The sequence below is a fragment of the Granulicella sp. S190 genome (assembly GCF_009766095.1).
Lineage (GTDB): Bacteria > Acidobacteriota > Terriglobia > Terriglobales > Acidobacteriaceae > Edaphobacter.
In genome coordinates this window covers 98,231-123,832 of record NZ_LMUD01000047.1, presented here as the reverse complement: position 1 = coordinate 123,832, position 25,602 = coordinate 98,231, and the positions used below count along the sequence as shown (strand labels likewise).

Sequence of the window (25,602 nt, the reverse complement as noted above, 5' to 3'; positions counted from 1 at the left end):
CTTGATTTAGCGGGGTGTTGTGGCGGTGGCTTTTATTGAAATATTACGAGAGCTATGAGAGGCTGATATCTGATATGTGCAAAAAGATGCACATATTTCAAGGACCTCGATTGAAAGACAGACGGCAGTTTGAAGTCATCGAAAGTCGCCAAATGGATCACCTTCGAGTGTTCCATGATGTGGCGCGCGCACTGACATCGAGTCTTGAACTAGAGGAGATTCTGGGTGCCATCATGAACAAGATGGCACAGTTTTTTGGGCCCGAGCGCTGGTCGCTGCTGATGGTGGATGAGAAATCAGGCGAACTGTACTACGCCATTGCCGTGGGTGAGAATGCGGACACGTTGAAGGGCTTGCGCGTGCCGATGGGTGAGGGCGTGGCAGGTTGGGTTGCCGCGACAGGCAATCCACTGGTCGTCCCGGATGTCGCGCTCGATCCCCACTGGTCGGCATTTGCCAATAAGCATCCTGACCTGAAGATCCAATCGATCGCCTGCGTGCCGGTGCGTTCGGGCAACAAGACTCTGGGCGTCATACAACTCCTGAACAGCAAACTCGACCTGGAGTCGGAGCACGCCATCTCATTTCTTCGAATTTTGTGCGACTACGCTGCGATTGCGATTCAGAATGCACGGTCCATGACGCTCATTCAAGAGTTGACAATTACAGACGATGTGACTGGACTCTTCAACGCGCGGCATCTTTACACCATGCTGGAAGAAGAGGTGGCGCGGGGACAGGTATTTAGTTTGATGTTCGTCGATCTCGATCACTTCAAGTCGGTGAATGATACTCACGGCCATTTGATTGGTAGTCGGCTGCTGGCGGAGGTTGGCAGTCTGATGAAGCGTAGCTTAGGCCCCAACAACTCGGCCTTTCGATATGGCGGAGACGAGTTTGTCGCGCTGTTGCCTGGGATGGGCAAGGCAGCGGCGAGCGGAACAACGATGGCGCTATGCGAAGATCTACGATCGGCGCGCTTTCTGGAGGGTGCCGGGTTATCGCTGACCCTCTCGGGGAGCTTTGGGTTGGCTTCGTACCCAGAGGATGGGAGTACGGTGCAGACGATCTTGCGTGCGGCCGACACGATGATGTATGAAGCGAAGGTGACGCGGGACAACGTTGCGGTGGCGGGCAGAGGCATGATGGAACGTTCAGACGTAGCCCGATCCGCTGCGGGTGCAAGGCAGGCTGTATCTGGGATGTTTCTGGAGCGCGATTCCGTTCCCCGTGGCTGATTTTTTTCGGGGCCTATGAGGCACGATTAATCTGGTTTATGGCGCTCGAGCGTGACACCCCGGCGGGGTTCGGGCTTTAGGACATCGCGGTTTTCAGGGGAAACGGGGTGGACACCAAAGTCCCAGACACCGAGGTTGACGGCTCTGTCCGAGATCACCTCCATGAGGGCAAATTCACCGAAGTCGAGGGGTTCTCTGGGGGTTATTTTGAGCCAGTGGCCCCCCGGTAGAAGCTCCGAGGTGGTTTCGACCACATCTTCCTGACGCTGTCCGCTACCGAGGAGGCCAATGCGGAAGCTGGCTATGACCCGTGCCCCCCTGCGGACGTCGGCGCGGACGATGACGTAGCGGCTTTGGGGGGAGCCCCCGGTGGGGTCGCTCTGGACACGGCTAGTGGCGCCGTGGGTGTCGACCGTGAGGGGTGTGCCGGCGGTGTTGCCGACGCTCTCGTCGCCGATGCGGAGGTACAGGACGGGGTCTTTGACGTGGAGTTGGATGGGCGACGACTCGCCTTTGAGTTCGACAAGCTCGTGGCTGGCGCTGAGGGGATTGACGGCGGCTTTCAGAAGATTGTGGCCGGTGTTGCGATTGAGGTCGGAGTCGGTCTGGGCGAGGGGGACCAGCTCGGGGGTACCCCGGTAGGTGTCGAGGGCGAGGGTGCTGTCCTCCTCGGGGAGGCGGAGATCCGGGGCCACCTCGGGGGTGAGGGCGGCGCGGTCGGCTTCCTCCTTGAGGAGCTCGGGGTCGATGGCTGGGGGTTGGGGGTTGTCGGCGTCGGGGGTTGGCTGGGTGTGCTGGCGGTCCCAGCGTTTGGTGGCATCGAGGTCTACGAGGGAGATGGGGATCTCCTCTTCGGCTCCTCCGCGCTCGGCGCTGATGTAGTGGACAACGTTGCCGACGATGCGGTAGCTCATGATGACCTGATAGCTGCCGTCCTTGAGGATGAGGCGGGTGCGGTGCGGAGCCGAGTTATCAGGTTGCAGGGCCGTGGTGTGCTGCGGCACAGCGTGGAGATACGGTGGCGCGCTGATGGTGGCGGCGAGGAGAGTTGCTGCGAGTTTTGCGCTGCGGCTCAGGTGGACCATCTGGTGATTCCACAGTTTAGACGCAGATTTGAGATTCTCGAGGGGCAGTACCCCTCCCCCCTTACCCGTCGGGGATATTTTGTACGGAAGTCTATTCTTTTGTTTGGTTTGCGGGGAGTGTGTGTCCGCAAAATATTCCATACATGGGACTTAGCCGCAAAATATTGTAAAGAAAGGGGTTATTTTCGGAGCACCACCAGGCGGTCATTCCTTAAGGTGGTACTCCCTTCTATTTTACGTGGTTGGAGGGGATGAATGCGCCAGGCGAATCTGGCCGTTTGGCGCGGGTTTAGGTGGGATAGGGCTTGACACAATGTTGGTTCGTGCCGAATTTGATACGGGATGGCCGGGATATTGAGGACTTTTCTCTTTGCACATACTTTTTCTCGATGGTTGACCCTACTAGACGACCAGTCTATTATTGATTATTTATGAACGATACTCCTTCAACTCGCGATCATCTGCTGGCGGTGGGGTTGGAGCGGCTGCGCTTAACCGGGTATACCGCGACCGGGGTCAAGGAGGTGCTTGACCTGGCGAAGGTGCCGAAGGGCTCGTTCTATCACTACTTCCCGAGTAAAGAAGAGTTTGCCGTGGAGGTCTTTCAGCTTTATGCGAAGGGCGAGGTGGAGCGGTTGGAGCGCGTGCTTGGAGATCGGAAGGTTGCTCCTTTGAAGCGGCTGCGGCGGTACTTTGAAGAGCTGATCTTGGTGTTCGGACAGCGAGGGAAGATCAGCGGGTGCCTGGTGGGGAGCCTGAGCCTGGAGGTTGCGGACCATAGCCCGCGGCTGCGGTCGGAGCTGAAAGGGGTCTTCGGGTTCTGGCAGAAGACGCTTGCGGATGTGCTGCGCGAGGCGGTGGAGCGAGGGGATTTGGCGAAGTCCACGCAGCCGGATGCGCTGGCGGAGTTTTTGTTAAACAGCTATGAGGGAGCGTTGATTCGGATGAAGGCGGAGAAGAGTGATGCACCGCTGGAGAACTTTCTTCACTTTGCGTTTGATGTTCTGCTGAAGAAGTAAGCGAGTGCGGCGGAACGCCAAGTATCTACGCGGTTCTTAGGATTCTGAGGGTGCGGGAGAGTTGGTTGAGGCGGTTTGTTTCGTGCTTGAGGACGGTGTGGAGGATTTGGCAGTCGTGGAAGAGATGGATGGCAACGAATGCCAGCAAGGTTGCGGAGGCCCAGCCAATCCAGATCCATGCGATCGTCTCATGAAGATCCGACGGGGCGTCCTTCCTCCAAAAGCTACCGATGTTCCCTGGGCGGCGTGCAGCTCTGCGTGCCATAACTTTCTCAGTATTAGCCGGGTTAGCGTTTTGATAAATGGCGCGATTCGGTTATGGTTCCATGACCCGTTTCGGTTTCCCCCTTACCTGCTCGGGTGATGCGCCACCCTGTTGGTGGCCGCTTCTGCCGTGCGTTCCCTCTCGATTCCGGTTTGGGCCTTTGTGCCACTCGCGAATCGCTTCTTTCGACGCATGCGATGTGGATTAACCCAACCGCTTAGGAATATGCTATTCTCCTGCTGTGCCTACCGTCCTGAGAGTTGGCAACCTTCGAGTAGTGATCTACCCGAATGATCACCGGCCAGCACACGTTCATGTCATCGGACCTGAGCATGAAGCGCTGTTCTATCTAAACTGCGTGAAAGGCCAAGTCGATCTGCGTGAGAACTTCGGCTTTTCCACCCGCGAGATTTTTCGCATGGTCGCGGCACTCACCAAATCCGTTGCGGAGCTATGCGCCGCCTGGAAGGAGATTCATGGCAACCCCTAGCGCCCTCGAAAAGGCGAATCGTCGTACCGCTGAGCGCAAAGCCTCCACTCCTATAGCCACGGCTGCACGCTACGATCGCAAGGCCGATCGCATCATCTTGAGCCTCAACACCAACCTCGATATCATGTTCTCGCCGAAGAACGCGCAAGGCCTTGAGCATGCGAAGCCATCCCAACTGGAGACCATCGAGATCTCGCCCTCCGGCTACGGCATCCACTTCCCTAAACTCGATGCTGACCTATACCTGCCTGCGCTTCTTGAAGGCTTCCTTGGCTCTCGCAAGTGGATGGCCGCTCGTCTGGGTGCAGCGGGAGGCTCCTCCCGAAGCAAGCCCAAAGCGGTGGCAGCTCGCGCCAACGGGTCTCTGGGCGGGCGACCGAGAAAAGTTGTCACGAGATAAGCAAGAGGAGTGGGCGAAGAACGGGCATGCGTTTACAAGAAGCGGAATCTTTTGAATCCACTAACCAACCGGTCTACTCTATTGAAGGGAACTGATTTTTAGTTCACATCTTTCGCAGGTATGGAGACTTTCTTATGACAACTTCAGCTACTTCCCCCAAAGGCACTGCACTTATCACTGGCGCATCGACAGGAATCGGTGCTGTTTACGCGGATCGTTTGGCACGGCGCGGCTACGACCTGATTCTGGTGGCGCGCAATGGCAATAAGCTCAATGAGCTTGCGACTTCGCTGAGCGCGGCTACCGGGCGTGCGGTCGAGGCGCTGGCTGCCGATCTGACGAACAAGGCCGATCTGCGCAGGATTGAGGAGCGTCTGCGGTCGGACGGGTCGATTACGACGCTGGTGAACAATGCAGGCTTTGGCGGGACGGCTTCGCTGGTGGACTCGAAGATCGATGAGCTGGAGAACATGATTGAGCTGAATGTAACGGCGCTGACGCGGCTGACGTATGCGGCGGTACCGGGACTTCTAGCGAGGGGCAAGGGCGCGATCATCAATATCTCGTCGATCGTTGCGGTGGCTCCGGAGATGCTGAATGGCGTGTACAGCGGAACGAAGGCGTACGTGTTGAACCTGACGCAGTCGCTGCACAAGGAGGTTGGCGGTAAGGGGATCCAGGTGCAGGCGGTGTTGCCGGGGGCGACGGCGTCGGAGTTCTGGGACCGGGCGGGGATTGGCGGCCATCAGAATCTGCCTGAGCAGATTGTGATGAGCTCGGAGGAGATGGTGGATGCTTCGCTGGCGGGGTTTGATCGCGGCGAGCTGGTGACGATTCCGGCGCTGCCAGAGGTTGCGGACTGGGAGAGGTTCGATGCGGCGCGGGTTGCGCTGGGGCCGAACCTTTCGCATAAACATGCGGCCAAGCGGTACGGCGTACGCGCCTAAGCTGCAGGAAAGATAGATGGAGCGGTGCGTTCAGCCCCTTTGCGTGTGGCGCGAGGGGCTGACGCGCGTGGATTAGAGATTCGATTGGGGGAGGACTACAACTTAGAATCCATAGCAAAACCGGTGACGTTTAACGTAAGTTGAGAGCAGACAGCGCACGGAACGCAGAGACTCTGTCTTTTTCTGTAAAAACAACCGGGGGACGCGAGATGAGTTTCTGCAAGAAGGCATTGGCGGGGTGCGTGAGTTTGCTGGTTTGCGTGGGGCTGGTCGCTTGCGGTGGAAGCAAGGGCGGCGGCACGGATACGGGCAGCACGGTGGGTACGCCTTCGGTTGTGGGGGACTTTACGCTGGCGGCTACGCCTGCGAGTTTGACGCTCTCCCCTGGTGGTGAGGGACAGCAGGTGAGTGTGACGGCTACACCGTCGGGCGGGTTTACGGGGATGGTGACGGTGGATCTTTCCGGCCTGCCGCCGGGCGTGACGGCACAGCCGGCGATGTTGAGCCTGACTCCGGGGACGGCGCAGAGCGTTACCCTGACCGCCGGTGCGGGTGTGGCGGCGGGGGCTTCGACAGTGGTGATTAATGGGGTTTCGAGCACGCTGAGTCACACGACTTCGGTCGCGGTGACGGTGGCTGCGGCTACAAATCCTCCGGGAGCTGATTTTTCGCTGGCGGTGATGCCGGGCTCGCTTACGCTGGTGTCGGGCGGGGCGACACAGCAGATTAGTGTGAATGCGGTTCCGACGAACTCGTTTGCGGGGGCAGTGTCGGTTGCGATCTCGGGTCTGCCAACGGGAGTGACCGCAGAGCCGGCGACGCTGAGCCTGACTCCGGGGACAGCACAGCATGTGACGCTGGTTGCGGCGCCGGGCGTGGCTGCGGGCGCGGCTACGCTGACATTGACTGGGACTTCGGGGGCGCTGAGCCACTCGGCTACCGTGGCGCTGACGATTGCGGGGCCGCAGCCTGATTACACGCTGACGCTTTCGCCGACTCCACTGACGCTGGTGGCCGGTGGAGCTGGGATGGCGGTGAATCTTACGGCGAACGGAGTCAATGCGTTCAGCGGGACGGTGGCGATCACGATTACGGGGCTTCCGAGTGGAGTGACTGCGAATCCTACGACGTTGACGCTGGCTCCGGGTGTGACGCAGAGTACGACGCTGACGGCAGCGTTGACGGCAGCACAGAGCAGCTCGACGGTGGTGTTCGCGGGGACGTCCGCGGGGCTGGATCATTCGGTGACTCTAGAGTTGACGGTGCAGGCTGCTGCGACGACAGCGGCGCCGGACGTGACTACCTATCATTACGATGTGGCGCGGGATGGTTTGAATGCGAAGGAGACGATTCTGACGCTGACGAACGTGAACTCGACACTGTTTGGGAAGATTGGGTTCGATACAGTGGACGGCAAGGTGGATGCGGAGCCGCTCTATCTTGCGAATGTGCCGATCGGCGGCCAGCTCCATAACGTGTTGTACGTGGCCACCGAACACGGCAGCGTGTATGCGTTCGATGCCGACAGCGGTGTTCAGCTTTGGCAGGTCTCTGTGATCGGGAACGGCGAGACGCCGAGCGACGATCACGGGTGCGGCCAGATTTCGCCAGAGATCGGAATTACTTCAACGCCGGTGATCGACCGCGCACAAGGGCCGAATGGGACGCTGTTCGCGGTGGGGATGAGCAAGGATGGCGGAGGAAGTTATCACCAGAGGCTGCATGCGCTGGATGTAACGACGGGCGCGGAGATTAGCGGTAGTCCGACGGAGATTACGGCGAGCTATCCAGGGCTGGGCGACAACACGCAGAACGGGATAGTGGTCTTCGATCCGTCGCAGTATGCAGAGCGTGCGGCTCTCTTGCTGGCCAATGGAGCGATCTACATGGGGTGGACGTCCCATTGCGATAACGGACTTTATACGGGATGGGTGATGGGATATAGCGAGTCGACACTGCAACAGACGCAGGTGTTGAATGTGACGCCGAATGGCCAGGAGGGTTCGATCTGGATGAGCGGCGATGGGCTGGCTGCAGACAGCAGCGGGAATATCTACTTACTGGATGCGAACGGTACCTTCGACACGACCTTCGACACGAACGGCTTCCCTGCAAAGGGTGACTACGGCAACGCAATGTTGAAGCTGTCGACCAACGGGCAGCTGGCAGTGGCCGACTACTTCGAGATGTACAACACGAAGACGGAGTCGAATGGCGATCTCGACTTAGGGTCGGGGGGCGAGCTGCTGCTGCCTGACCAGACGGATGCGCATGGAGATGTGCAGCACCTGATCGTGGGCGCGGGCAAGGACCAAAATATCTACCTGGCCAACCGGGACAATATGGGCAAGTTCAATCCGGCGAGCAATCCCCAGGACAGCAACCTTTACCAGCAGATAAACGGCCAGTTGGGTGGTACGGTTTTCTCCACTCCCGCCTACTTCAACGGCACGATCTACTACGGGCCAGTGAGCGCTTCGCTGAAGGCGTTTTCGCTGGTGAATGCACAGTTGGGTACTACACCGTCGAGCCAGTCGGCGAACACCTTTCCGTATCCCGGAACTTCGCCTGGGATCTCGGCGAATGGAACGCAGAATGGGATTGTGTGGACGCTGGAGTCGGGCCTTGGGAGCCGTGGAGTTCTGCATGCTTATGACGCCAGTGACCTGAGCCATGAGCTGTATAACACCGGTCAGGCGACGGGCGGTCGAGATGCATTCGGCAATGGGAACAAGTTCATCACGCCGATGATAGTGAACGGCAAGGTGTATGTGGGAACGCAGACTGGGGTGGCAGTGTTTGGCTTGCTGCCGTAAGAGGTTTCGCGCCGAGGCGATTTGGCATTCCAGTCCGCTGTAGCGAAAGTAAGAGAGGTCACGATCTCAAATGGGTCGTGGCCTTCTCTTTTTGCCAGACGGTATCAGCCTCTGCAAGAGAGGATGAAGCCGCCTGCGAGATGCAGGTTTGACTCCTGAAGTTTTTGTGGGTTGACAACCATCGCTGTTCCCGTCTACTGTCCTCTGGCTAACGAAGAGCGGCACAACGCAACCTTCAAGACAAACGCTTCACTAGGCTTGATTTCTTTGTTTCTTTCTCCTGAATCCTCTGAGTTGCCAGACGCCGCGCTCTGCTTAGCGCACTACGGCTCGTCAACTTTGCAGCTATTCAGGAGGAAGAATGACTAAAGGCAACGGTTTACTTTCAGCTACACGGTTTCTCTTCGCGGCATTTGTTTTGCAGGCGGGGTTGCTTCCCGCACAGACGGTATCTGTCACTGTCACAAGCGCAGACCAGTCGAAGCTGCTTGCTCCACAGAGCAATATCACCTTTGGCACGGGCGGCAACGGCTCCTTCACGATCAACGTCAACGATGCGCAGACCTATCAGACGTGGGATGGAGTTGGCGCGGCGATGACCGACTCCGCAGCGAGCGTGATCAGTTCACTCAGCTCTTCCGCGCAGACGTCGTTGATGCAAAGTCTCTTCTCGCAGACCAGCGGAATCGGGCTGAACTTTATACGCGACCCGATGGGTGCTTCGGACTTCACGGCTTCGGGCTATTACACCTTCGATGACAACGGCAACAGCCCTGACCCGAACCTGAATAATTTTTCGATCAGCCACGATCTGCAGCACATCATCCCTTTGATCAAACAGGCACAGGGGATCAACCCTTCGGTGCGCGTAATGTCGAACCCGTGGAGCCCACCGGCGTGGATGAAGACCAACGACAGCGTGGATGGAGGAAACTTCGATCACACCGATTACTCGAATACGCTGGCGCAGTATTTTGTGAAGTACGTGCAGGCGTACCAGGCGCAGAATGTCCCTATCTATGCGCTTTCGGTGCAGAATGAACCTTTGAACAGCACCTCGGTCTACCCGTCGGAGTCGCTGCTGCAGGCGGACGAAGCTGGGTTCATCAATGCGAATCTCGGGCCTGCGTTGCAGAGTGCGGGTTTGAGCTCAGCGGTGAAGATCTTCGGCTACGACCATAACTGGAACAACACCAGTTATCCGGAGCAGGTGGCTGCCTCATCGTATGTTGCCGGTTCTGCCTTTCATTGCTACGAAGGCACTGTAACGGCCGAGGCTACGGTACGCAATGCGACGAACAAAGATACGTGGATGACGGAGTGCACGCGGATCTCGGCGCAGAGCTTTAGCCAGAACCTGCAACAGGACGCGGAGCAGCTAATCATCGGGGCGCCGCGCAATACAGCACGGTCGATCATCTTCTGGAACGTTGCGTTGAACCAGAGCGATGGGCCGACGCTGAACTCGGGCGTGTGCCAGAACTGCCTGGGGGTGGTGAACGTCAACACTTCCACTGGCGCAGTCACGCCCAGCCCGGAGTACTATGCGATGGGCCATATCGGCAAGTTCGTGGTGCCCGGTGCGCTGAACATCAATACGAACTCGCAGGCGAATGGCGGGATTCTTGATGTGGCGTTCCGCAACCCGGATGGCACGATCGCGGTGATTGCCTATAACGACTCGTCGAACACCTCGACCGTCACGATCAACTGGAACAACCAGAATGTGGACTACACGATGACCGCTGGAAGCTTCGCCACCTTCAAGTGGCAGGGGACCAACGGGATTCCGATCTCTTCGACGGCGTACTACACGATCGTCAACGTGAACAGCGGGCTGTGCGTCGATGCTGCGAGCTTCGGCACGACGAATGGAACGGCGGTACAGCAGTACACCTGTGGGAGCGGCCAGACGAACCAGGAGTGGCAGTTTGTGCCGACCGACAGCGGGTACTTCCGGCTGGTGTCGAAGGGCGGAGCCTCGAACGAGGAGGTGTGGGACATCACGGGCGGAGCGGGCGCCACTGGAAATGGCGTGCCGATCCAGACGTACCTGTGGTCACAAGGGACGAACCAGCAGTGGATGCCAGTCTCGCTGGGTAATGGCAACTGGAAGTTCGTGGCGCGGAACAGCGGAAGCTGTCTCGATGTGCCGAGCGCGTCCAAGGCCAACAACGTGGTTCTGGATCAGTATGCGTGCAATGGAACGAATGCGCAGGCGTTTACGCTGCATGCGCAGTAGACGGAAAGAAGCGGCAGTCTCCAGGAGGCTGCCGCTTCGTTTTTGTAACTGACTTAGTTCGCGGCTAAGGTAATGCACTCCTCGAGGATGTCGAGGGCGATGTTGGCTTCGTGCTCGTTGACGATGAGCGGCGGGCAGAGGCGGATGGTAGTTTCGCCGCAACCGAGAATGAGAAGGCCGCGCTCGAAGGCGAGATCAACGACCTTGTCGCGCATGGGGCCAACCGGGGTGCGGGACTGCTTGTCTTTGACGAGTTCGACGCCGATCATGAGGCCGCGTCCGCGCACGTCGCCGACGATGGGGTGTTTGGCGACCCAGGGACGGAGGCGGTCGAGCATCTTTTCGCCAACGGTGGCGGCGTTCTGCATGCCTTCGCGCTCGAGGATGTCCATGGTGGCGAGAGCTGCGGCGATGCAGAGCGGGTTTCCGCCGAAGGTGCTGGCGTGAGAGCCAGGGACCCAGTCCATGACTTCAGCTTTTGCCATGCAGATGCCGAGAGGCATGCCGGAGGCGATGCCTTTGGCGATGCAGACGATGTCGGGCTGGACGCCGGAGTGCTCGATAGCCCACCACTTGCCGGTGCGGGCGGCGCCGGACTGGACCTCGTCGGCGATGAGGAGGATGCCGTGACGATCACAGATGCGGCGAATCTCTTCGAGGAAGTTGGTGGGCGCTACGACGTAGCCACCCTCGCCCTGGATAGGCTCGAGGATGATCGCGGCGACCTCTTCGGGCGGGAGGATGGTCTTGAAGAGCTTCTCTTCGATGTAGCGGGCGCAGCCGAGGGCGAAGGCCTCCTCTGCTTGCGGGCCGCCGCTACACCCGCGATAGGCGTAGGGATACCGGACGTGATGGACGCCGGGGACGAAGGGGGCGAAGCGGCGCTTCTGCTGGGGCTTGGAGCCGGTGAGCGAGAGCGCGCCCATGGTGCGGCCGTGGAAGGCGCCGAAGAAGCTGATGATGTTCTGGCGACCGGTGTGGTAACGGGCGAGCTTCATGGCGCACTCGACGGCCTCGGCGCCAGAGTTGCCGTAGTAGAACTTGTGCGGGCCGGGCATGGGCGCGATGGCGGAGAGCCGCTCGGCGAGTGTGGTCATGTTTTCGTAGTAGAAGTCGGTGCCGGACATGTGGATGAGTTCGGCGGCCTGGTCTTGAATAGCCTTGACGACTTCGGGATGACAGTGGCCGGTAGAGTTGACGGCGATGCCGGCGGCGAAGTCGATGAACTCGTTGCCGTCGACGTCGGTGACGCGGATGCCGCGGCCGGATTTGGCCACCATGGGGTAGCTACGGGTGTAGCTGGGGGAGATGAGGCGGTCGTCGGCGGCGACGATCTTCTGGGCGTTGGGGCCGGGGAGCGCGGTCTTCAGCTTGGGGCCGAACTCGGCGTAGTGCTTCGAGCGAATGGCTTCGCTAGCGGCGTGGGTGACTCCTTGAGCGGAGTTTTGCTTCAGATCTTCGAGGGTCTTTTCAGTCAGGGTGGTCATGCGGTCTCTCCTTTAGGCAGCGGTGCGTTTGGTCTTACCGTTCTTACCGGATTTTCCTTCTTTATGCGGAGGAGAGGCACGGTGCTCTGTGGTTGCAGAGAGAACGGGTGCGCTGATGGCGAGGACTTCGCCGGCTGGAGGGGCTTCGAGCTTAGTCGCCGGCGAAGAGACTAGGTCGCGTGAGGCTGGGCAGGACGCGGAGGTGGCGGCGCGGTATCTGGTGACGCCTGGAGCAGCACAGAGCAGCTGCGAATCGGGGTCTCCGGGCTGTAAGGAACAGCGATTTCATGGGTCTTCTGCCTTTGGCGGTGAGTATACCTTATTGAAGTAACCCCTTAGAAGCTGTCTAAGACTTGTCCTGCCGGACGGGCTCCTGCGCGGAGTGCGGTCACTTCGTGACTTGTGTCCCTTGTGGTCGCGAGTGAAGCTTTCTGGTCCTCCCGTTGGTCTGAGAGTGGATGATTTTGCGAGCGCCTTTGTTATTGCGCAAAAACTCTCCTTGACAGCTTAGGGAAGCGGGTCTAGCCTCCTGATCAGCTTAGGAGAGAATGTGACCACACAGGCGCAACTGCTTCCCGGAACTCTCGATCTGCTTATTCTCAGGGCTGTGTCCCTGGGCCCGCTGCATGGATATGGGGTTCTTCTGCGCATTGAGCAGATCTCCGGCGGTGCGCTGCTGATTGAACAGGGAGCGCTCTATCCGGGGCTGTTCCGGCTTCTGCGCCAGGGGCTGCTGAAGGCGGAGTGGGGTGTCTCCGAAAATAATCGCCGGGCCAAGTTCTATGAGTTGACTGCAACGGGCAAGAGACGTCTTCGCGAAGAGACCGAGAGCTGGAATCGGCTGTCGACTGCCATCGCGAGCGCACTCGCACCGCAACCGGAGGAGATATGAGACTCTTCGACTCGCTTCGTTCCTTTGCTTCGAACCTCTTTCGTCGTGCCGAGACCGATCGTGAGATCGAAGAGGAGCTACGGTCGCATATTCAACTTCGCGCCGATGATCTCGAGCGTGGCGGTCTTCCGCATGCCGAAGCAGAGAGACGAGCGCGGATTGAGTTCGGCGGTTATCAACGGTTGAAAGAAGAGAGCCGAGAGGCGCTCGGCGTACAGTTCGGCGAGGGGCTGCTTCAGGACATTCGCTTCGCGCTGCGCAGGATGGGCAAGAAGCCCGGTTTTGCGATTGTCGCCGTACTGACGTTAGCGTTGGCGATTGGGGCAAATGCGGTTGTGTTTGCTGTTTTGAATGCGTTTATCCTGCGGCCGTTGAATGTGCCTCAATCGGAGAGCCTCTACGGTCCGTGGCGGTTGTCCAGCGATATGTCCGAGTCTTATCCGGACTATCTCGATCTGCGGGACCGCAACCACAGCTTTGAGAGCCTGGCAGCTTTCAATGTCACGCAGGCGGGCCTGGATACGGGCAGCGATCCTTCTCGCGCGTGGGTCGATGAGGCTACAGGAAATTACTTCGATACTTTGGGTTTGAAGCCTTATCTTGGCCGGTTCTTTCATGCCTCTGATGAGCACGGTACGAACAGCGCACCCTTCATCGTGCTGACGTACGACTTCTGGCGTAGCCACTTTCAAAGCGATCCGAGCGTGATTGGCCGCGTGGTCCGGCTGAACAAGTTTCCTTACACCATTGTTGGAGTCGGGCCGCCCGAGTTTCACGGCACACTGATGTTCTTCAATCCGGATTTTTTTGTGCCGATTGTGAATCATCCGCAGTTCGATACCAATGACATGAATGCACGTGGAGACCGTTGGGTCTTTATGACGCTGGGACACCTGAAGGCGGGCGTGACGCCGGCACAGGCGATTGCGGATCTGAACTCGGTTGGAGCTGTTCTTGAGAAGGCTTATCCCAAAGACGACCCAAAGATGAGTTTTAAACTGGCGCGGCCGGGACTTTATGGGGACTACATTGGGCGCCCGGTGCGGACGTTTATGACGGCGCTGATGCTGCTTGCGGGGCTGATTTTGCTGGCTGCGTGTGCGAACCTTGGCAGCCTGTTTGCCGCACGTGCAGCGGATCGATCGCGTGAGATCGCTCTGCGGCTTGCGCTTGGGTCGAGCCGCAAACGCATTCTTCGTGGGCTATTTGCCGAGGCTTTACTGATTGCGCTGATCGGCGGGGCGGTTGGTCTTGCAGGCAGTGTAGCTTTGCTGCGAGCGTTGAGCGTGTGGCAGCCGATCTCGCGATGGCCGCTTCATATGTCCGTGAATCCGGATGCAAAGGTGTATGCGGTTGCTCTGCTTCTGGCGCTGGCCAGCGGGTTGCTGTTTGGCGCGGTACCGGTGAGGCAGGTTCTTCGAACCGATCCGTATGAGGCGGTGAAGGGCGGCAGCGTTGAGACTAAGCGCGGCAGATTCGGACTGCGTGTCACCTTCCAGGATGTGTTGCTTCTGGTGCAGATTGCAATCTGCGCAGTGCTCGTCACCTCTTCCATTGTCGCGGTGCGCGGGCTGGCGAACACGCTGCATAACAACTTCGGGTTCGAGTTGAAGAACACTATTCTGGTAGAGACAGACCTGAATATGGCGGGCTACCTGGGCGACAAAGTGCCACCAATGCAAAAGCGGATGATCGATGCGCTGGCGGCGATTCCGGGGGTTGATTCCGTGGGTTTGGCCGATCAGGTGCCGTTGGGTGATGCGCAGCCGGACTCGAATGTATTCGCAGACAGTACGACGGACCTGCGGCCCGCGAATGCTGCAAGCGACGCGATGATGTTCAAGGTTTCGCCTGAATACTTTCAGGCGGCAGGCACCGCGTTGGTCTCTGGAAGAGCGTTCACGTGGCAGGAGGACAAAGATAAGCCCCGCGTCGCGATAGTGAATCGGCAGTTTGCGCGAAAGATCTTCGGCTCCGAAGCAAAGGCGATGGGCGCGTACTTCAAGATTCCGGATGGGGCGCGTATCCAGGTTGTGGGGATTGCGGAGGATGGAAAGTATGGAAGCCTCACGGAGGATCCTCAGCCGGTGATGTTTCTCCCCATTCTGCAATCGGCCTCTAATTCTGCGTATCTCGTGGTGAGATCGAGCCGCGACCCGGAGCAGCTGACGCTTGCCATCAGGAGTACGTTGCGGAATATCGACGCAGGACTGCCGGTTTATATCCAGACACGTTACAAAGCTCTGGACGCGTTCCTGTTCGGTCCGCGGATGGCGACGATATCGCTGGGCGTACTGGGAGTGATGGGCGCGATGCTGTCCGTGGTGGGAATCTTCGGGATGGCCTCGTATTCGGTGAGCAAGCGGCTGCGTGAGTTTGGGATTCGCATTGCACTAGGAGCGCAGAAGAGTGAGTTGCTCCAGGCGGCTCTAGGGCGCACCTTCCGGCTGCTGGCGTTCGGCTCGGCGGTGGGGTTGTTGCTGGGACTGGCGGCGGGTAAGGTGATCGCCTTTATTGTTTCGCAGGCTACGCCGTGGGATCCGGTGGTGCTGGGCGGGGTATTGGTGACGATGCTCTTGCTTGGCCTGCTGGCGGGATGTGTTCCGGCGAGGCGCGCGCTGGCGACCGATCCGTTAGCGTTGCTACGCGAGGATTAGAGTTGCGATCGCTGTGGGTTTCGCTGCGCTAGCGAATGACGCTGCCTGGAACCAAGGGCTGAGGGGTGCCGTTGTCGAACTGCATGCTGAAGGCGAAGAGGAGATGGTAGAGGTCGTTATGCTGGGTGGTGAAGTCGAAGCAGAGAACGTGTCGGGTGGGATCCTCCGGTTGGTTCTTCTTCTTCGATTTGACGGGGACGTTGCCGAGCACGCAGGCCTTGGCGGCGTAGGTGGTGCGGGGAATCTTTCCTGCGTCCACGGGCATGGGGACTGAGGCGAGGACGATGGCCGCGGGGTGGCCGTCGACGGTGTAGTGGGTGGCCTCCTGGGTGACAGTCGGCTCGCCGTATTGCTTGAGTTGACGGAGGATCTGCTCGCGGATGAAGGGGCCGAGCGTGGTGGCGCCGCGGAGGACGTTGGGACATGTGTTGTCGATGGTGGAGAGGACGAAGGAGGAGGTGTCGACCGGGGTGACCGAGTTGGCGAAGAAGGTGGAGTGGGCACACTTGGGCGCGGCAGAGCTGGAGGTGGCGGTGGGGGTGTTTTGGGCCACGCTTGCGGGGTCGGGCACGAAGCGGCCGGGGTAGAAGTAGGTGATGTTCAGGGCTTCGTCGTGGAAGCTCCGCGGGGCGTTGGGATTAGTGGGGGCGGAGGTCTGGTCGGGCGTTTGGGACAGTGCAGAGACACAGACAAGAAGAGAAAGAAATAAGGCCGCAGGACGAAGCACCATCTCCTTATCGTAGCACCGGAAGGGGCTTGCCTGCAGGGACGCGGAGGCGAAGCGGAGGCGCGATACCATTGAAGAATGCCTGTCCCAACTTCGCCCGACCGCACAAGGATTGTGCTCTCGTTTGCGTGCGTCTATCTCTTCTGGGGATCGACGTATCTTGCGATGCGGTACGGCGTGGAGGTGCTGCCTCCGTTTGTGCTGGGGAGTGTGCGGTTTTTGATGGCGGGCGTGTTGATGCTGGCTGGGTCGGCTGCGCTGAAGATGAAGATGCGGCCGAGCCGGCAGGAGCTTGGGCGGCTGGTGATCATTGGCGTGCTGATGCTGGGGTGCGGGAATACGTCGGTAATCTGGGCGGAGCAGTACCTGCCGACGGGGCTGGCGGCGCTGCTGGTAGCAGTGGTTCCCTTGTATGCGGCGCTGATCGAGATTGTGCTGCCTCGAGGCGAGGGGTTGAGAGCGAAGGGGTGGGTTGGCGTTTGCATCGGGTTTGTCGGACTCGTAATTCTGCTGTGGCCTGGGTTGCGACAGGGACTGCGTGGCGACTCACGGCAGATCGTTGCAGCGGGAGTGACGTTGGGCGGCGCGATGTGCTGGACGAGCGCGTCTGTGATCTCACGGCGGTCTACATTCCGGATCAGCGGATTTGCAGCGGCGGGGTGGGAGATGCTCTTTGGTGGAGTCTTTAATGTGGTGATGATGGTTGCTACGAGGGGATACCACGGGGCGCAGTGGGGGCTGCAGGCCTGGGCTTCGACGCTCTATCTGGTGGCGTTTGGATCGATTCTTACTTATAGCGCGTACGTCTACCTGCTGAATCACGTGGCGGTGTCGAAGGTGGCGACATATGCGTATGTGAATCCGGTAATTGCGGTGATTCTTGGAGTGATTCTGCTGAAAGAGCGCTTCGTTGCGGTGGAGTACGTGGGAATGGCGGCGATTCTGGTGGCGGTGTTCCTGGTGACCAGCTCGAAGATGAAGAGTGGAGCGGCGACGGTGGTGGATGGAGATATCGCTGCGGGGATGGAAGCTTAGTTGAATAATGTCCTGCCGGACGGGCGCCCTGCGCGGGCAGCGGTCACTTCGTGACTTTTATACCTTTTCTTTTTAGTCGGGCTTCTACGACATGCCTGTGATCTCGCCGTTAGCATCGACGTCGATGCCCATGGCGCGTGAGGTCTTGGGCAGGCCGGGCATCAGCATCATGCTGCCGGAGATGACGACGAGAAAACCTGCTCCCGCGGAGAGAACGACATCGGAGATATGGAGGGTCCAGCCGGTGGGCGCGCCCATTCGCTTGGGGTCGTCGGTGAGGGAGTACTGGGTCTTGGCGATGCAGACGGGGAGCTCGCCGTATCCCCACTTGGTGAAGCGGGCAAGCTTTTCTTCGGCCTGCGGGGTGAGTTCGACGTTGGCTGCGCCGTAGACCTTTTGCGCGACGGCGGTGATCTTCTCGAGCGGCGAGGCGCTGGGGGCGAAGGTGCTGGTGGGCGTGACGCTGGGGTTGGCGGCGATGACGCTGACGACTTTTTCGGCGAGTGCGGTGGCACCGGCACCACCTTTGGCGAAGGCTTCGGACAGAGCGAAGGCTGCGCCCTGGGCTTCGCAGTATTTTTCGAGGAAGTTGAGTTCTTCCTCGGTGTCGTTGGGGAAGCGGTTGATGGCGACGATAGCGGGAAGGTTGAAGCCGCGCACGATGGCGATGTGCTTTTTGAGATTTTCGAAGCCGGCTTCGAGGTCGCCTGCGCCCTGGTTGCGAACCGATTGGACCGTGGTGACGAGGACCGCAGCTGAGGGCTTGATGCCGGAGGACGGCATCACGATGTCCATGTATTTTTCGAAGCCGAGGTCGGAGGCGAAGCCGGTCTCGTTGACCACATAGTCGGCGAGGCGCAGGCCCATCTGCTGGGATATGACGGAGCTGGTGCCGTGGGCGATATTGGCGAAGGGGCCGCAGTGGACCAGGGCAGGCGTGCCTTCGGTGGTCTGCACGAGGTTAGGCAGGATGGCTTCACTGAGCAGAGCCAACATCGGGCCGGTGGCCTTGAGGTCTTCGGCGAGGACTGGCTTGCCTGCGCGGGTCTGGCCGATAACGATGCGGGCGAGACGTTTGCGGAGATCTTCGCGGCTGTCGGCGAGAGTCATGATGGCCATGATTTCGCTGGCGGCGGTGATGAGGAAGCCGGTGTGGCGGTTGGCTCCGTCGCGCTTGGCTGCGTTTGGTTTGCCGCTGGCGCCTGCCTGCACGATGATGTGACGAAGGGCGCGGTCGTTCATGTCGAGCGCACGCGGCCAGGTGACGGCATCGGGGTCGAGGTCGAGCTCATTGCCGTGGAAGAGATGCGAGTCGATGAGGGCGGCGAGGAGGTTGTGCGCGGAGGTGATGGCGTGGAAGTCGCCGTGGAAGTGGAGGTTGATCTTTTCGGCAGGCTCGACCTGCGAACGGCCGCCGCCTGCGGCTCCGCCCTTCATGCCGAAGACCGGCCCGAGGGAGGGTTCGCGTGAGGTGATGATGGCTTTCTTGCCGATCTTTTCCAGGCCCTGCACGAGGCCGATGGAGGTGACGGTCTTGCCTTCGCCGGAGATGGTGGGCGTGGTCGCGGTGACGAGGATGAACTTGCCGCGCACGGGGAAGGCGGGGTCGTCGAGGAGATCGAGCGTGAGCTTGGCGCCGTAGCGGCCGAGGCGTTCGACGTACTTTTCGGGCAGGTTGAGCTTTGCGACGATGGCTTCGATGGGAAGGAGATCTTTGTTCATGTGCCTCTGCGGTGGTGATGGTTCGAGCTAGTGGGCGGCAGTGCCCATCTGGACGGGATAAAGTGGTGCGGCATCGGCGCGGCCGAAGCGGACGGTTGTCTTGGTGATGCGATTGAGGGTGTCGATGTTGTTCGAAGAGAAGTACCAGACGAGAAGATGACTGTTCCAGTTGGTGGAGAGGCCCATGGTGTAGAGGGACTGCGGGATGGGAACTGCTGGTACGGCAGGCTGTGAGTCTGCTTGAGCTGCGGCCTGCGCGGGTACCTGCGGCTGGCCCTGAGAGGCTGCCATGTGAACCTTCTGCCAGCCGACGTTATACCAGGCTGGTTGCGCGATAGGCTTCATGCCGGGGACTTTGTTGACGATCTCTGCGAGGTCGTTGAGCAGGGTCGTGCTGCTGCTCTCGTGCTCGTTGTTGACGCAGTCGATGTCGAGCTCGGCGAGCAGGATGGAGGCAGTGATTGCGGACTTGATGGTGACGTGTGTGCCACCGTCTGGGGTGGGTTCGGTGTCCGTGGTTTGCGCAGGCCCGGACTGCGGCAACTCAAGGAGAAGAGCGGGGCGCAGGCAGTGAGTCTCTGCGGCCAGCTTTGGATCTTCGACGTTGAAGAGAGCGAGATGGCCATCGTGCAGAACCTTCTCAGGGTCCGCCTTGACCAGGTCGGAGGGGTAGAAGAGGCGCAGCTTGAGGGATTCGTTCTCCCACTCGGTGGTGTTGGAGGTGGGTGTTTGCGCGGTTGCCGAGAGGGACAGTATCGCGAGAACAAAGCTTGCGGCGAGAGTGCGGGATACGAAGGTCATGGGTTCCGCTCCAGCGGCTTATTTTCTCTTCCAACGGACGCCATCTTTGGAGTCTTCGATTAGGATGCCTTTGGCGAGAAGGTCGTTGCGGATGGCGTCGGCACGGGCGAAGTTGCGAGTCTTCTTGGCCTGGGTGCGCTCGGCGACGAGCGCGTCGATATCGGCGTCGGAGAAGGCGAGGGTGGCCACCAGCTCCGGGGCTGCCTCGTCAATGCGGCCTTCGGCTTCGGCCCAGGCGAGCGCGGCGCGGGTGATGGCGGCGTCCCTGTCTTCGAGCACGGCGAAGACTCCGTCGAAGAGGTCGAGAACCTTCAAAATTTCTACCGCAACGCCGGGTCGCAGTGTCCCTGCATCGGCGACGGCGTTACCGGCTCGAACGAGTTCAAAGATGGCCGCGCTGGCTTCGGCTGTATTCAGGTCATTGTTGAGCGCAGCTGTGTAGTCTTCACGTGCCTTCTCGACAATCCCCAGGATGTTCGGATCGGTAGCAGTTTCAGAGTCATCAAACCCACCTTTTAGAAGATCGGCGAGAATCGTCATGCGTTGGTAGAAGGTTCTGAGGCGGTCAACGGCATTCGTAGCGTCTGCAAGCGCCTTGAAGGTGAAGTTCATCTGGTGGCGGTAGGGCACGGAGATGAGCAGGAAGCGGATGGCGGAGGCGCGGTAGCCCTTGAGCAGCAGGTCGCGAAGGGTGTAGAAGTTGCCCTCGGATTTGGACATCTTCTTGCCTTCGACGAGCAGGAAGCGGACGTGCATCCAGTGACGGGCGAAGGGTTTGCCGGAGGCGGATTCTGACTGGGCGATCTCGTTCTCATGGTGCGGGAACATGAGGTCTTCTCCGCCAGCATGGAGATCGATATCGTCGCCGAGAAATTTTGTCGCCATGGCGGAGCACTCGATGTGCCAGCCGGGACGGCCTGTGCCGAGCGCGGTATCCCAGGACTGTTCGCCGGGCTTGACGGCCTTCCACAGGGCGAAGTCGCGGGCGGCGTCCTTCTCGTACTCGTCGATATCGACGCGGGCTCCGTCTTCGATGCCGTCGAAGTCTTTTTTAGAGAGCTTGCCGTACTCGGGAAAGCGGGCGATGCGGAAGTACCAGCTGCCGTCTTCGGCCTGGTAGGCGATGTCTTTCGCGGCGAGCTGCTGGATGAGCGAGACCATGTCGGGGATGCAGGCGGTGGCGTGGGAGATGTGCTCGGGCCGCTGGATGCCGAGGGCGTCGAGGTCTTCAAAGAAGGCGCGCTCGAACTTCTCGGTGTACTGTGCGATGGGGACACCGGCAGCAGCGGCGTTGCGGATGATCTTGTCGTCAACGTCGGTGATGTTCATGACGTGCTCGACGGGAATGCCGTGCTGACGGATGACGCGGCGGAGGACATCGACGTGAAGGAAGGTGCGGAAGTTGCCGATGTGGCCGTAGTCGTAGACGGTGGGGCCGCAGCAGTACATTCGCAGGGCCGGCGTGCCTACGGGGGCGAGCGATTCGATCTTGCCGCCGAGGGTGTTGAAGAGTTCGATGGTTGCCACGTGCTCTAGTATCCTGCCGCAGCCGGCGCGTGGCGCGGTGCAGACTGCTCTCGCTTGAGTTTCCCTGATGATTTTAGCTGATTTACGACGAAACGACCGACCCCGGATGCTACGGCGACCGCGGATAAGGCTCAAGCACTGCGGAAGGGAGCGAAGCTGATTTAATCGGACAATCTATTGACTTCCTATTGCTCGCCTTCTATTGCTGGCCCAGGCGAAGCTGTGGGGTGGCTCCCAGGTTTTCGGAGGCGAAGTTTTGAGCGACGTACTTTGGCCACGCGGCGGCGGCGATCATGGCGGCGTTGTCGGTGGAGAGGGCGAGCGAGGGAAAGGCGATGGGAAGGTTGCGGCGGTCGGCTTCGGCCTGGAGGCGGCGGCGAAGCTCACTGTTGGCAGCGACTCCGCCGGAGACGACGATGCTGCGGGCGCCGAAGGCTTCGGCTGCAGCGAAGGTCTGACGCTGCAGGTTGCCGACGACGGCGTACTGGAAGGAGGCGATCAGGTCGAGCGTCTGCTGGTCGCAGAGGGTGACGGAGGCTGCGGACTTTGGTGTGAGGGTAGGGTCCGCAGCGAAGGCGGCGCGACGGGCTTCGATGCTGTCGTGGAGATGGTGCGTCTGGACGTAGCGCAGGACCGCGGTCTTGATGCCGCTGAAGGAGAAGTCGAAGTGTGGGCCTTCGCCGGGGGGAGGGGCTTTTTTGCTGGTGATGCCTTCGCGGGGGGCGCGGGGTTTGATCTGGCCGAAGGTGAAGGGCACGGCGCGGGGGTTGCCGTGAGGAGCGAGCGCGTCGATCCAGGGGCCGCCAGGGTAGCCGAGGCCGAGGAGCTTGGCGACCTTGTCGTAGGCCTCTCCGGCGGCATCGTCGACTGTGCGGCCGATGTTGCGGTAGGTCCAGGTCTCGCTTCCCTGCTGGTGGGTGGCGAGGTAGAGATGGGTATGGCCACCGGAGACTACGAGTGCGAGTAATGGGAGTTCCATGGGGATCTCACTGCGCTGACGAGTCTCCATGAGGACGGCGTGGATGTGGCCTTCGAGGTGGTTGACGGAGATGAGGGGCTTGCCGAGGCCGAAGGTGAGCGCCTTGGCGTAGGTGATGCCGACGAGCAGCGCTCCGGCGAGGCCCGGACCTTCGGTGACGGCGATGGCGTCGAGATCGGCGAAGGTTATGTTAGCGCGGGACATAGCCTCGCGGACGACGGGGACGATGTTGCGAAGATGCTCGCGGGAGGCGAGTTCGGGGACGACGCCGCCATAGTTTGCGTGAAGGGACATCTGCGAGGCGACGACGTTCGAGAGGGCTTCGCTACCTGCGCGGACGACGGCGGCTGCGGTCTCGTCGCAGGAGCTTTCGATGCCGAGAATGAGGCCTGTACCAGGGCCGGTTCCGCTGCTTTCGCGCATCTCTCTATCATAGGGGAAGTATGAATAACGCCTGGGAGGAGAACCCGCGGTACGCCGCAGCGCGAGAGATCGTGGTGACGCTGCGTGCGGCGGGGCATGGGGCTTACTTCGCGGGTGGGTGCGTGCGCGATCTGCTGCTGGGGGTTGAGGCGAAGGACTTCGATGTGGCGACGAGCGCGACGCCGGATGTGGTGATGAGGATGTTCGCGAAGACGTACTCGGTGGGCGCGCACTTCGGCGTGGTGCTGGTTCGTTCGTTGGGCGAGGACGGCTCGGAGATTGCTACCGAGGTGGCTACATTTCGTCATGACGGGGTCTATAGCGATGGGAGACGGCCGGATGCGGTGCGGTTTTCGACGGATCCGCGAGAGGATGTGCAGCGGCGCGACTTCACAATTAATGGAATGCTGTTCGATCCGCTGGCTGGACGGGGCGAAGAGGCGATCCTCGACTTTGTCGGCGGCCGTGAGGATCTGACGAGGCATCGGGTGCGGACGATCGGGATTGCGAAGGATCGTTTCACCGAGGACAAGCTGCGGATGCTGCGGGCGGTGCGCTTTGCGGCGCGGCTGGAGTTCGAGATCGATGCTGCGACGACGGCGGCGATTCGTGAGCTTGCCGGTGAGATTACGCAGGTGAGCCTGGAGCGGATTCGCGACGAGCTGACGCTGATGTTGACTGAGGGACATGCGCGGCGGGCGTTTGAGCTGCTGGATACGACAGGGCTCTTGGCCTATGTACTGCCCGAGGCTTTGCGGATGAAGGGCGTTGAGCAGCCGCCGCAGTATCATCCCGAGGGCGATGTGTGGGTGCACACGATGCTGTTGCTGGAGAAGCTGAGGCCGGGGGCTTCGCCGACGCTGGCGTGGGGCGCGCTGCTGCACGATATCGGAAAGCCCGCGACGTTTCGGCCGCCTGATCCGAAGAAGCCGGGCGACAGGATTCGCTTCGATGGGCACGTTGAGGTGGGCGTGCGGATTGCGGAGACAGTGCTGGCGCGGCTGCGGTTTTCGAATGAGGACACCGAGCAGATTGTTGCGCTAGTGAAGAATCACATGCGGTTCGGAGACATTCTGCAGATGCGGGAGGCGACGGTAAAGCGGTTTCTGCGGCTGCCGAAGTTTGACGAACACCTGGGGCTGCACTGGATGGACTGCATGTCGGCGCATGGAGATCTGCGGCTGTATGAGTTTGCGAAGGAGCGGTACGAGGCCGTGCCCGTGGAAGAGATGCGGCCGAAACTGCTGGTGACGGGGCGGGATCTGATTGCGGCGGGGTATCGTCCGAGCCCGCAGTTCAAGGAGATGCTCGAGGTTGCCGAAGATGCGCAACTGGAGGGTGCGGTGACGACTACGCAAGAGGGGCTGGCCGTGGTGAAGGCGCGGTGGGGCGAGCCTGCTTGAGTTTGCATCTCATCTAACCATGAATCTTATGAACCAGATGAATGATGTAGTGGTAGTGGGTGCGGGGATGGCTGGGCTGACGGCAGCGCGGGCGCTGGCTGAAGCAGGCATGAAGGTGCTGGTGGTGGAGGCGCAGGAGCGGATCGGCGGCCGCATCCTGACGCAGCATGTGGGCGGCGAGGCGATTGAGCTGGGTGCGGAGTTTATCCACGGGAGACCACCGGAGTTGTGGGCGCTAATCGAGGAGGCCGGACTTGAGACCTACGAGCGCGGTGGGGCGCAGATCTACTTCGAAGACGGAACGCTGCGAGACTGTGGCGGCCAGATGGACGGAGTGTTTGATCCGCTGGAGAAGCTGGAGAACTTTGCAGCGCCCGACATCAGTTTTGCGGAGTATCTCGAACGCGAGGAAGTCCCTGTCGAGGATCGCGGACGTCTGATCGGATACGTGGAGGGCTTCAATGCTGCCGACCATCGAGAGATAAGTGCAGCGTCGCTGGGGGCGCAGCAGAAGGCGGAAGATGCGACCGAGGGCGACCGCATCTTTCGGTTGCGCGGGGGATACGATCAGCTTCCGGCTTATCTTTCGCAGCGGATCGAGGAGTACGGTGGGACCGTGGTGACGGGAGTTCCGGTGAAGGAGATTCGCTGGTCGCCGGGGCGAGCGGAGGTAGTGACCGCGTCGGGCAGCTTCGTCGCGGCGAAGGCGGTGGTGACGTTGCCGCTTGGCGTGTTGCAACGCGGCGATGTCATATTTTCGCCGCCAGTGAGCGCCGTGGATAAGGTGGCCAGCCGTCTGCGCATGGGACAGGTTCGGAGGTTTACGCTGCTCTTTCGCGAGCGCTTCTGGGAGAGTTTGGAGCCGCAGCCAGGTCTGAGCGAGATGAGCTTCCTGTTTTCGTTCTCCGAGATGCCGCCGGTGTGGTGGACGCCGCATCCGGAGAGGAGCAACAGCCTTACGGGCTGGGTTGGAGGTCCGCGTTCCATTGAACTTGCGGGGATGAGCGCGGAGCAGATCGCCCGCGAGGCTTGTGCGGCGCTGGGCAAGATCTTCGATGTGCAACAGGAGCGTCTCGCGAGCCTGTTGGTGGGCTGTTGTACGCATGACTGGCAGCACGATGAGTTTTCTGGTGGTTCCTATAGCTATGTGGCGAAGGGTGGCCTGGATGCGTCCATGCGGATGACGGAGCCTGTGTCGGGAACGCTGTTCTTTGCCGGGGAGCACACGGACGTGACGGGACACTGGGGGACAGTGCATGCGGCGATGCGATCTGGCCTGCGGGCGGCGGCACAGATTCTTGAAGCCTCGGCAGCTTCCCAACGCTGAGAGAAGTTTGATTCTTCGAACGCGGCGGCGGGTGCTGCCTTTTGTCACAATCTTGTCGCACAATGTTGGGTGTAATGTTGAAGGAAGCAGAGTGTTGGACAGGAAAACGCCGCTACTTTG

At 60.2% G+C, this 25,602-nt stretch carries 21 protein-coding genes; 13 read left to right on the top strand and 8 right to left on the bottom strand.

Features of this window, described 5'->3' with window-relative positions:
* The first annotated feature begins 74 nt into the window (after nucleotides 1-74).
* The gene (locus GSQ94_RS20220) at nucleotides 75-1,238 is read left to right on the top strand and encodes a diguanylate cyclase domain-containing protein (protein ID WP_371417584.1); all 1,164 of its coding nucleotides are present in this window, start codon (nucleotides 75-77) and stop codon (nucleotides 1,236-1,238) included.
* Between the two features lie 26 nt (nucleotides 1,239-1,264).
* Here the strand turns inward: GSQ94_RS20220 and GSQ94_RS20215 are convergent, their stop codons facing one another.
* A complete protein-coding gene (locus GSQ94_RS20215) occupies nucleotides 1,265-2,323 on the bottom strand; it encodes a hypothetical protein (protein WP_158945776.1) in 1,059 nt (352 codons plus the stop codon).
* 431 nt (nucleotides 2,324-2,754) lie between these two features.
* Between GSQ94_RS20215 and GSQ94_RS20210 the strand changes: the two genes are divergently transcribed.
* Nucleotides 2,755-3,342, top strand: coding sequence for a TetR family transcriptional regulator C-terminal domain-containing protein (locus tag GSQ94_RS20210; RefSeq protein ID WP_158945774.1), 588 nt, complete (start codon nucleotides 2,755-2,757; stop codon nucleotides 3,340-3,342).
* Nucleotides 3,343-3,367: 25 nt separating this feature from the next.
* Here GSQ94_RS20210 and GSQ94_RS20205 read toward each other — a convergent pair whose 3' ends face one another.
* The gene (locus tag GSQ94_RS20205; RefSeq protein ID WP_158945772.1) at nucleotides 3,368-3,607 is read right to left on the bottom strand and encodes a hypothetical protein; all 240 of its coding nucleotides are present in this window, start codon (nucleotides 3,605-3,607) and stop codon (nucleotides 3,368-3,370) included.
* A gap of 277 nt (nucleotides 3,608-3,884) precedes the next feature.
* Here GSQ94_RS20205 and GSQ94_RS20200 point away from each other — a divergent pair, with 277 nt between their 5' ends.
* From GSQ94_RS20200 to GSQ94_RS20180, 5 genes are all read left to right on the top strand, one after another.
* Nucleotides 3,885-4,097, top strand: coding sequence for a DUF4160 domain-containing protein (locus tag GSQ94_RS20200; RefSeq protein ID WP_216843150.1), 213 nt, complete (start codon nucleotides 3,885-3,887; stop codon nucleotides 4,095-4,097).
* On the top strand, nucleotides 4,084-4,497 hold the full coding sequence (locus tag GSQ94_RS20195) for a DUF2442 domain-containing protein (RefSeq protein ID WP_158945768.1): 414 nt from the start codon (nucleotides 4,084-4,086) through the stop codon (nucleotides 4,495-4,497). The genes GSQ94_RS20200 and GSQ94_RS20195 overlap by 14 nt, the downstream gene beginning before the upstream one ends.
* Nucleotides 4,498-4,631: 134 nt before the next feature.
* A complete protein-coding gene (locus GSQ94_RS20190) occupies nucleotides 4,632-5,444 on the top strand; it encodes an SDR family oxidoreductase (protein WP_158945766.1) in 813 nt (270 codons plus the stop codon).
* Between the two features lie 209 nt (nucleotides 5,445-5,653).
* Nucleotides 5,654-8,260 carry a PQQ-like beta-propeller repeat protein gene (locus GSQ94_RS20185; RefSeq protein ID WP_254064020.1) on the top strand — a complete coding sequence of 869 codons (2,607 nt, stop codon included), beginning with the start codon at nucleotides 5,654-5,656 and terminating at the stop codon, nucleotides 8,258-8,260.
* A 361-nt stretch (nucleotides 8,261-8,621) separates the two neighbouring features.
* Nucleotides 8,622-10,502, top strand: a complete 1,881-nt coding sequence (locus GSQ94_RS20180) for an RICIN domain-containing protein (protein WP_158945764.1) — start codon at nucleotides 8,622-8,624, stop codon at nucleotides 10,500-10,502.
* 53 nt (nucleotides 10,503-10,555) lie between these two features.
* Here the strand turns inward: GSQ94_RS20180 and GSQ94_RS20175 are convergent, their stop codons facing one another.
* Nucleotides 10,556-11,989, bottom strand: coding sequence for an acetyl ornithine aminotransferase family protein (locus GSQ94_RS20175; protein ID WP_158945762.1), 1,434 nt, complete (start codon nucleotides 11,987-11,989; stop codon nucleotides 10,556-10,558).
* Between the two features lie 88 nt (nucleotides 11,990-12,077).
* On the opposite strand from GSQ94_RS20175, the gene GSQ94_RS20170 reads away from it, so the two are divergent.
* The 3 genes from GSQ94_RS20170 (at nucleotide 12,078) to GSQ94_RS20160 (ending at nucleotide 15,538) form a co-directional block, all read left to right on the top strand.
* Entirely contained in the window at nucleotides 12,078-12,320 is a 243-nt protein-coding gene (locus GSQ94_RS20170; protein ID WP_158945760.1) for a hypothetical protein, read from the top strand.
* Between the two features lie 219 nt (nucleotides 12,321-12,539).
* Nucleotides 12,540-12,881 (top strand): PadR family transcriptional regulator, encoded by a 342-nt coding sequence (locus tag GSQ94_RS20165; protein WP_158945758.1) that lies wholly within the window; start codon nucleotides 12,540-12,542, stop codon nucleotides 12,879-12,881.
* Complete coding sequence (locus tag GSQ94_RS20160) at nucleotides 12,878-15,538, top strand: ABC transporter permease (protein ID WP_158945756.1); 2,661 nt, start codon at nucleotides 12,878-12,880, stop codon at nucleotides 15,536-15,538. Before GSQ94_RS20165 ends, GSQ94_RS20160 begins: the two co-directional genes overlap by 4 nt.
* Before the next feature lie 28 nt (nucleotides 15,539-15,566).
* Here the strand turns inward: GSQ94_RS20160 and GSQ94_RS20155 are convergent, their stop codons facing one another.
* Entirely contained in the window at nucleotides 15,567-16,337 is a 771-nt protein-coding gene (locus GSQ94_RS20155; RefSeq protein WP_158945754.1) for a hypothetical protein, read from the bottom strand.
* A 6-nt stretch (nucleotides 16,338-16,343) separates the two neighbouring features.
* On the opposite strand from GSQ94_RS20155, the gene GSQ94_RS20150 reads away from it, so the two are divergent.
* Nucleotides 16,344-17,300 (top strand): EamA family transporter, encoded by a 957-nt coding sequence (locus GSQ94_RS20150; RefSeq protein ID WP_158945752.1) that lies wholly within the window; start codon nucleotides 16,344-16,346, stop codon nucleotides 17,298-17,300.
* 84 nt (nucleotides 17,301-17,384) lie between these two features.
* Here the strand turns inward: GSQ94_RS20150 and GSQ94_RS20145 are convergent, their stop codons facing one another.
* The 4 genes from GSQ94_RS20145 to tsaD all read right to left on the bottom strand — a co-directional run bounded on the left by GSQ94_RS20145 (nucleotide 17,385) and on the right by tsaD (nucleotide 22,752).
* Nucleotides 17,385-19,022 carry a formate--tetrahydrofolate ligase gene (locus GSQ94_RS20145; RefSeq protein ID WP_158945750.1) on the bottom strand — a complete coding sequence of 546 codons (1,638 nt, stop codon included), beginning with the start codon at nucleotides 19,020-19,022 and terminating at the stop codon, nucleotides 17,385-17,387.
* A gap of 27 nt (nucleotides 19,023-19,049) precedes the next feature.
* Nucleotides 19,050-19,823, bottom strand: a complete 774-nt coding sequence (locus GSQ94_RS20140) for a hypothetical protein (protein ID WP_158945748.1) — start codon at nucleotides 19,821-19,823, stop codon at nucleotides 19,050-19,052.
* 18 nt (nucleotides 19,824-19,841) lie between these two features.
* A complete protein-coding gene (gene cysS, locus GSQ94_RS20135) occupies nucleotides 19,842-21,350 on the bottom strand; it encodes a cysteine--tRNA ligase (protein WP_158945746.1) in 1,509 nt (502 codons plus the stop codon).
* A gap of 199 nt (nucleotides 21,351-21,549) precedes the next feature.
* Nucleotides 21,550-22,752, bottom strand: a complete 1,203-nt coding sequence (gene tsaD / locus GSQ94_RS20130) for a tRNA (adenosine(37)-N6)-threonylcarbamoyltransferase complex transferase subunit TsaD (RefSeq protein ID WP_158945744.1) — start codon at nucleotides 22,750-22,752, stop codon at nucleotides 21,550-21,552.
* A gap of 20 nt (nucleotides 22,753-22,772) precedes the next feature.
* Between tsaD and GSQ94_RS20125 the strand changes: the two genes are divergently transcribed.
* Together GSQ94_RS20125 and GSQ94_RS20120 are read left to right on the top strand one after the other, a co-directional pair.
* The gene (locus GSQ94_RS20125; RefSeq protein WP_158945742.1) at nucleotides 22,773-24,155 is read left to right on the top strand and encodes a CCA tRNA nucleotidyltransferase; all 1,383 of its coding nucleotides are present in this window, start codon (nucleotides 22,773-22,775) and stop codon (nucleotides 24,153-24,155) included.
* A gap of 28 nt (nucleotides 24,156-24,183) precedes the next feature.
* Nucleotides 24,184-25,482 carry an NAD(P)/FAD-dependent oxidoreductase gene (locus GSQ94_RS20120; protein WP_158945740.1) on the top strand — a complete coding sequence of 433 codons (1,299 nt, stop codon included), beginning with the start codon at nucleotides 24,184-24,186 and terminating at the stop codon, nucleotides 25,480-25,482.
* The last annotated feature ends 120 nt before the right edge of the window (nucleotides 25,483-25,602 follow it).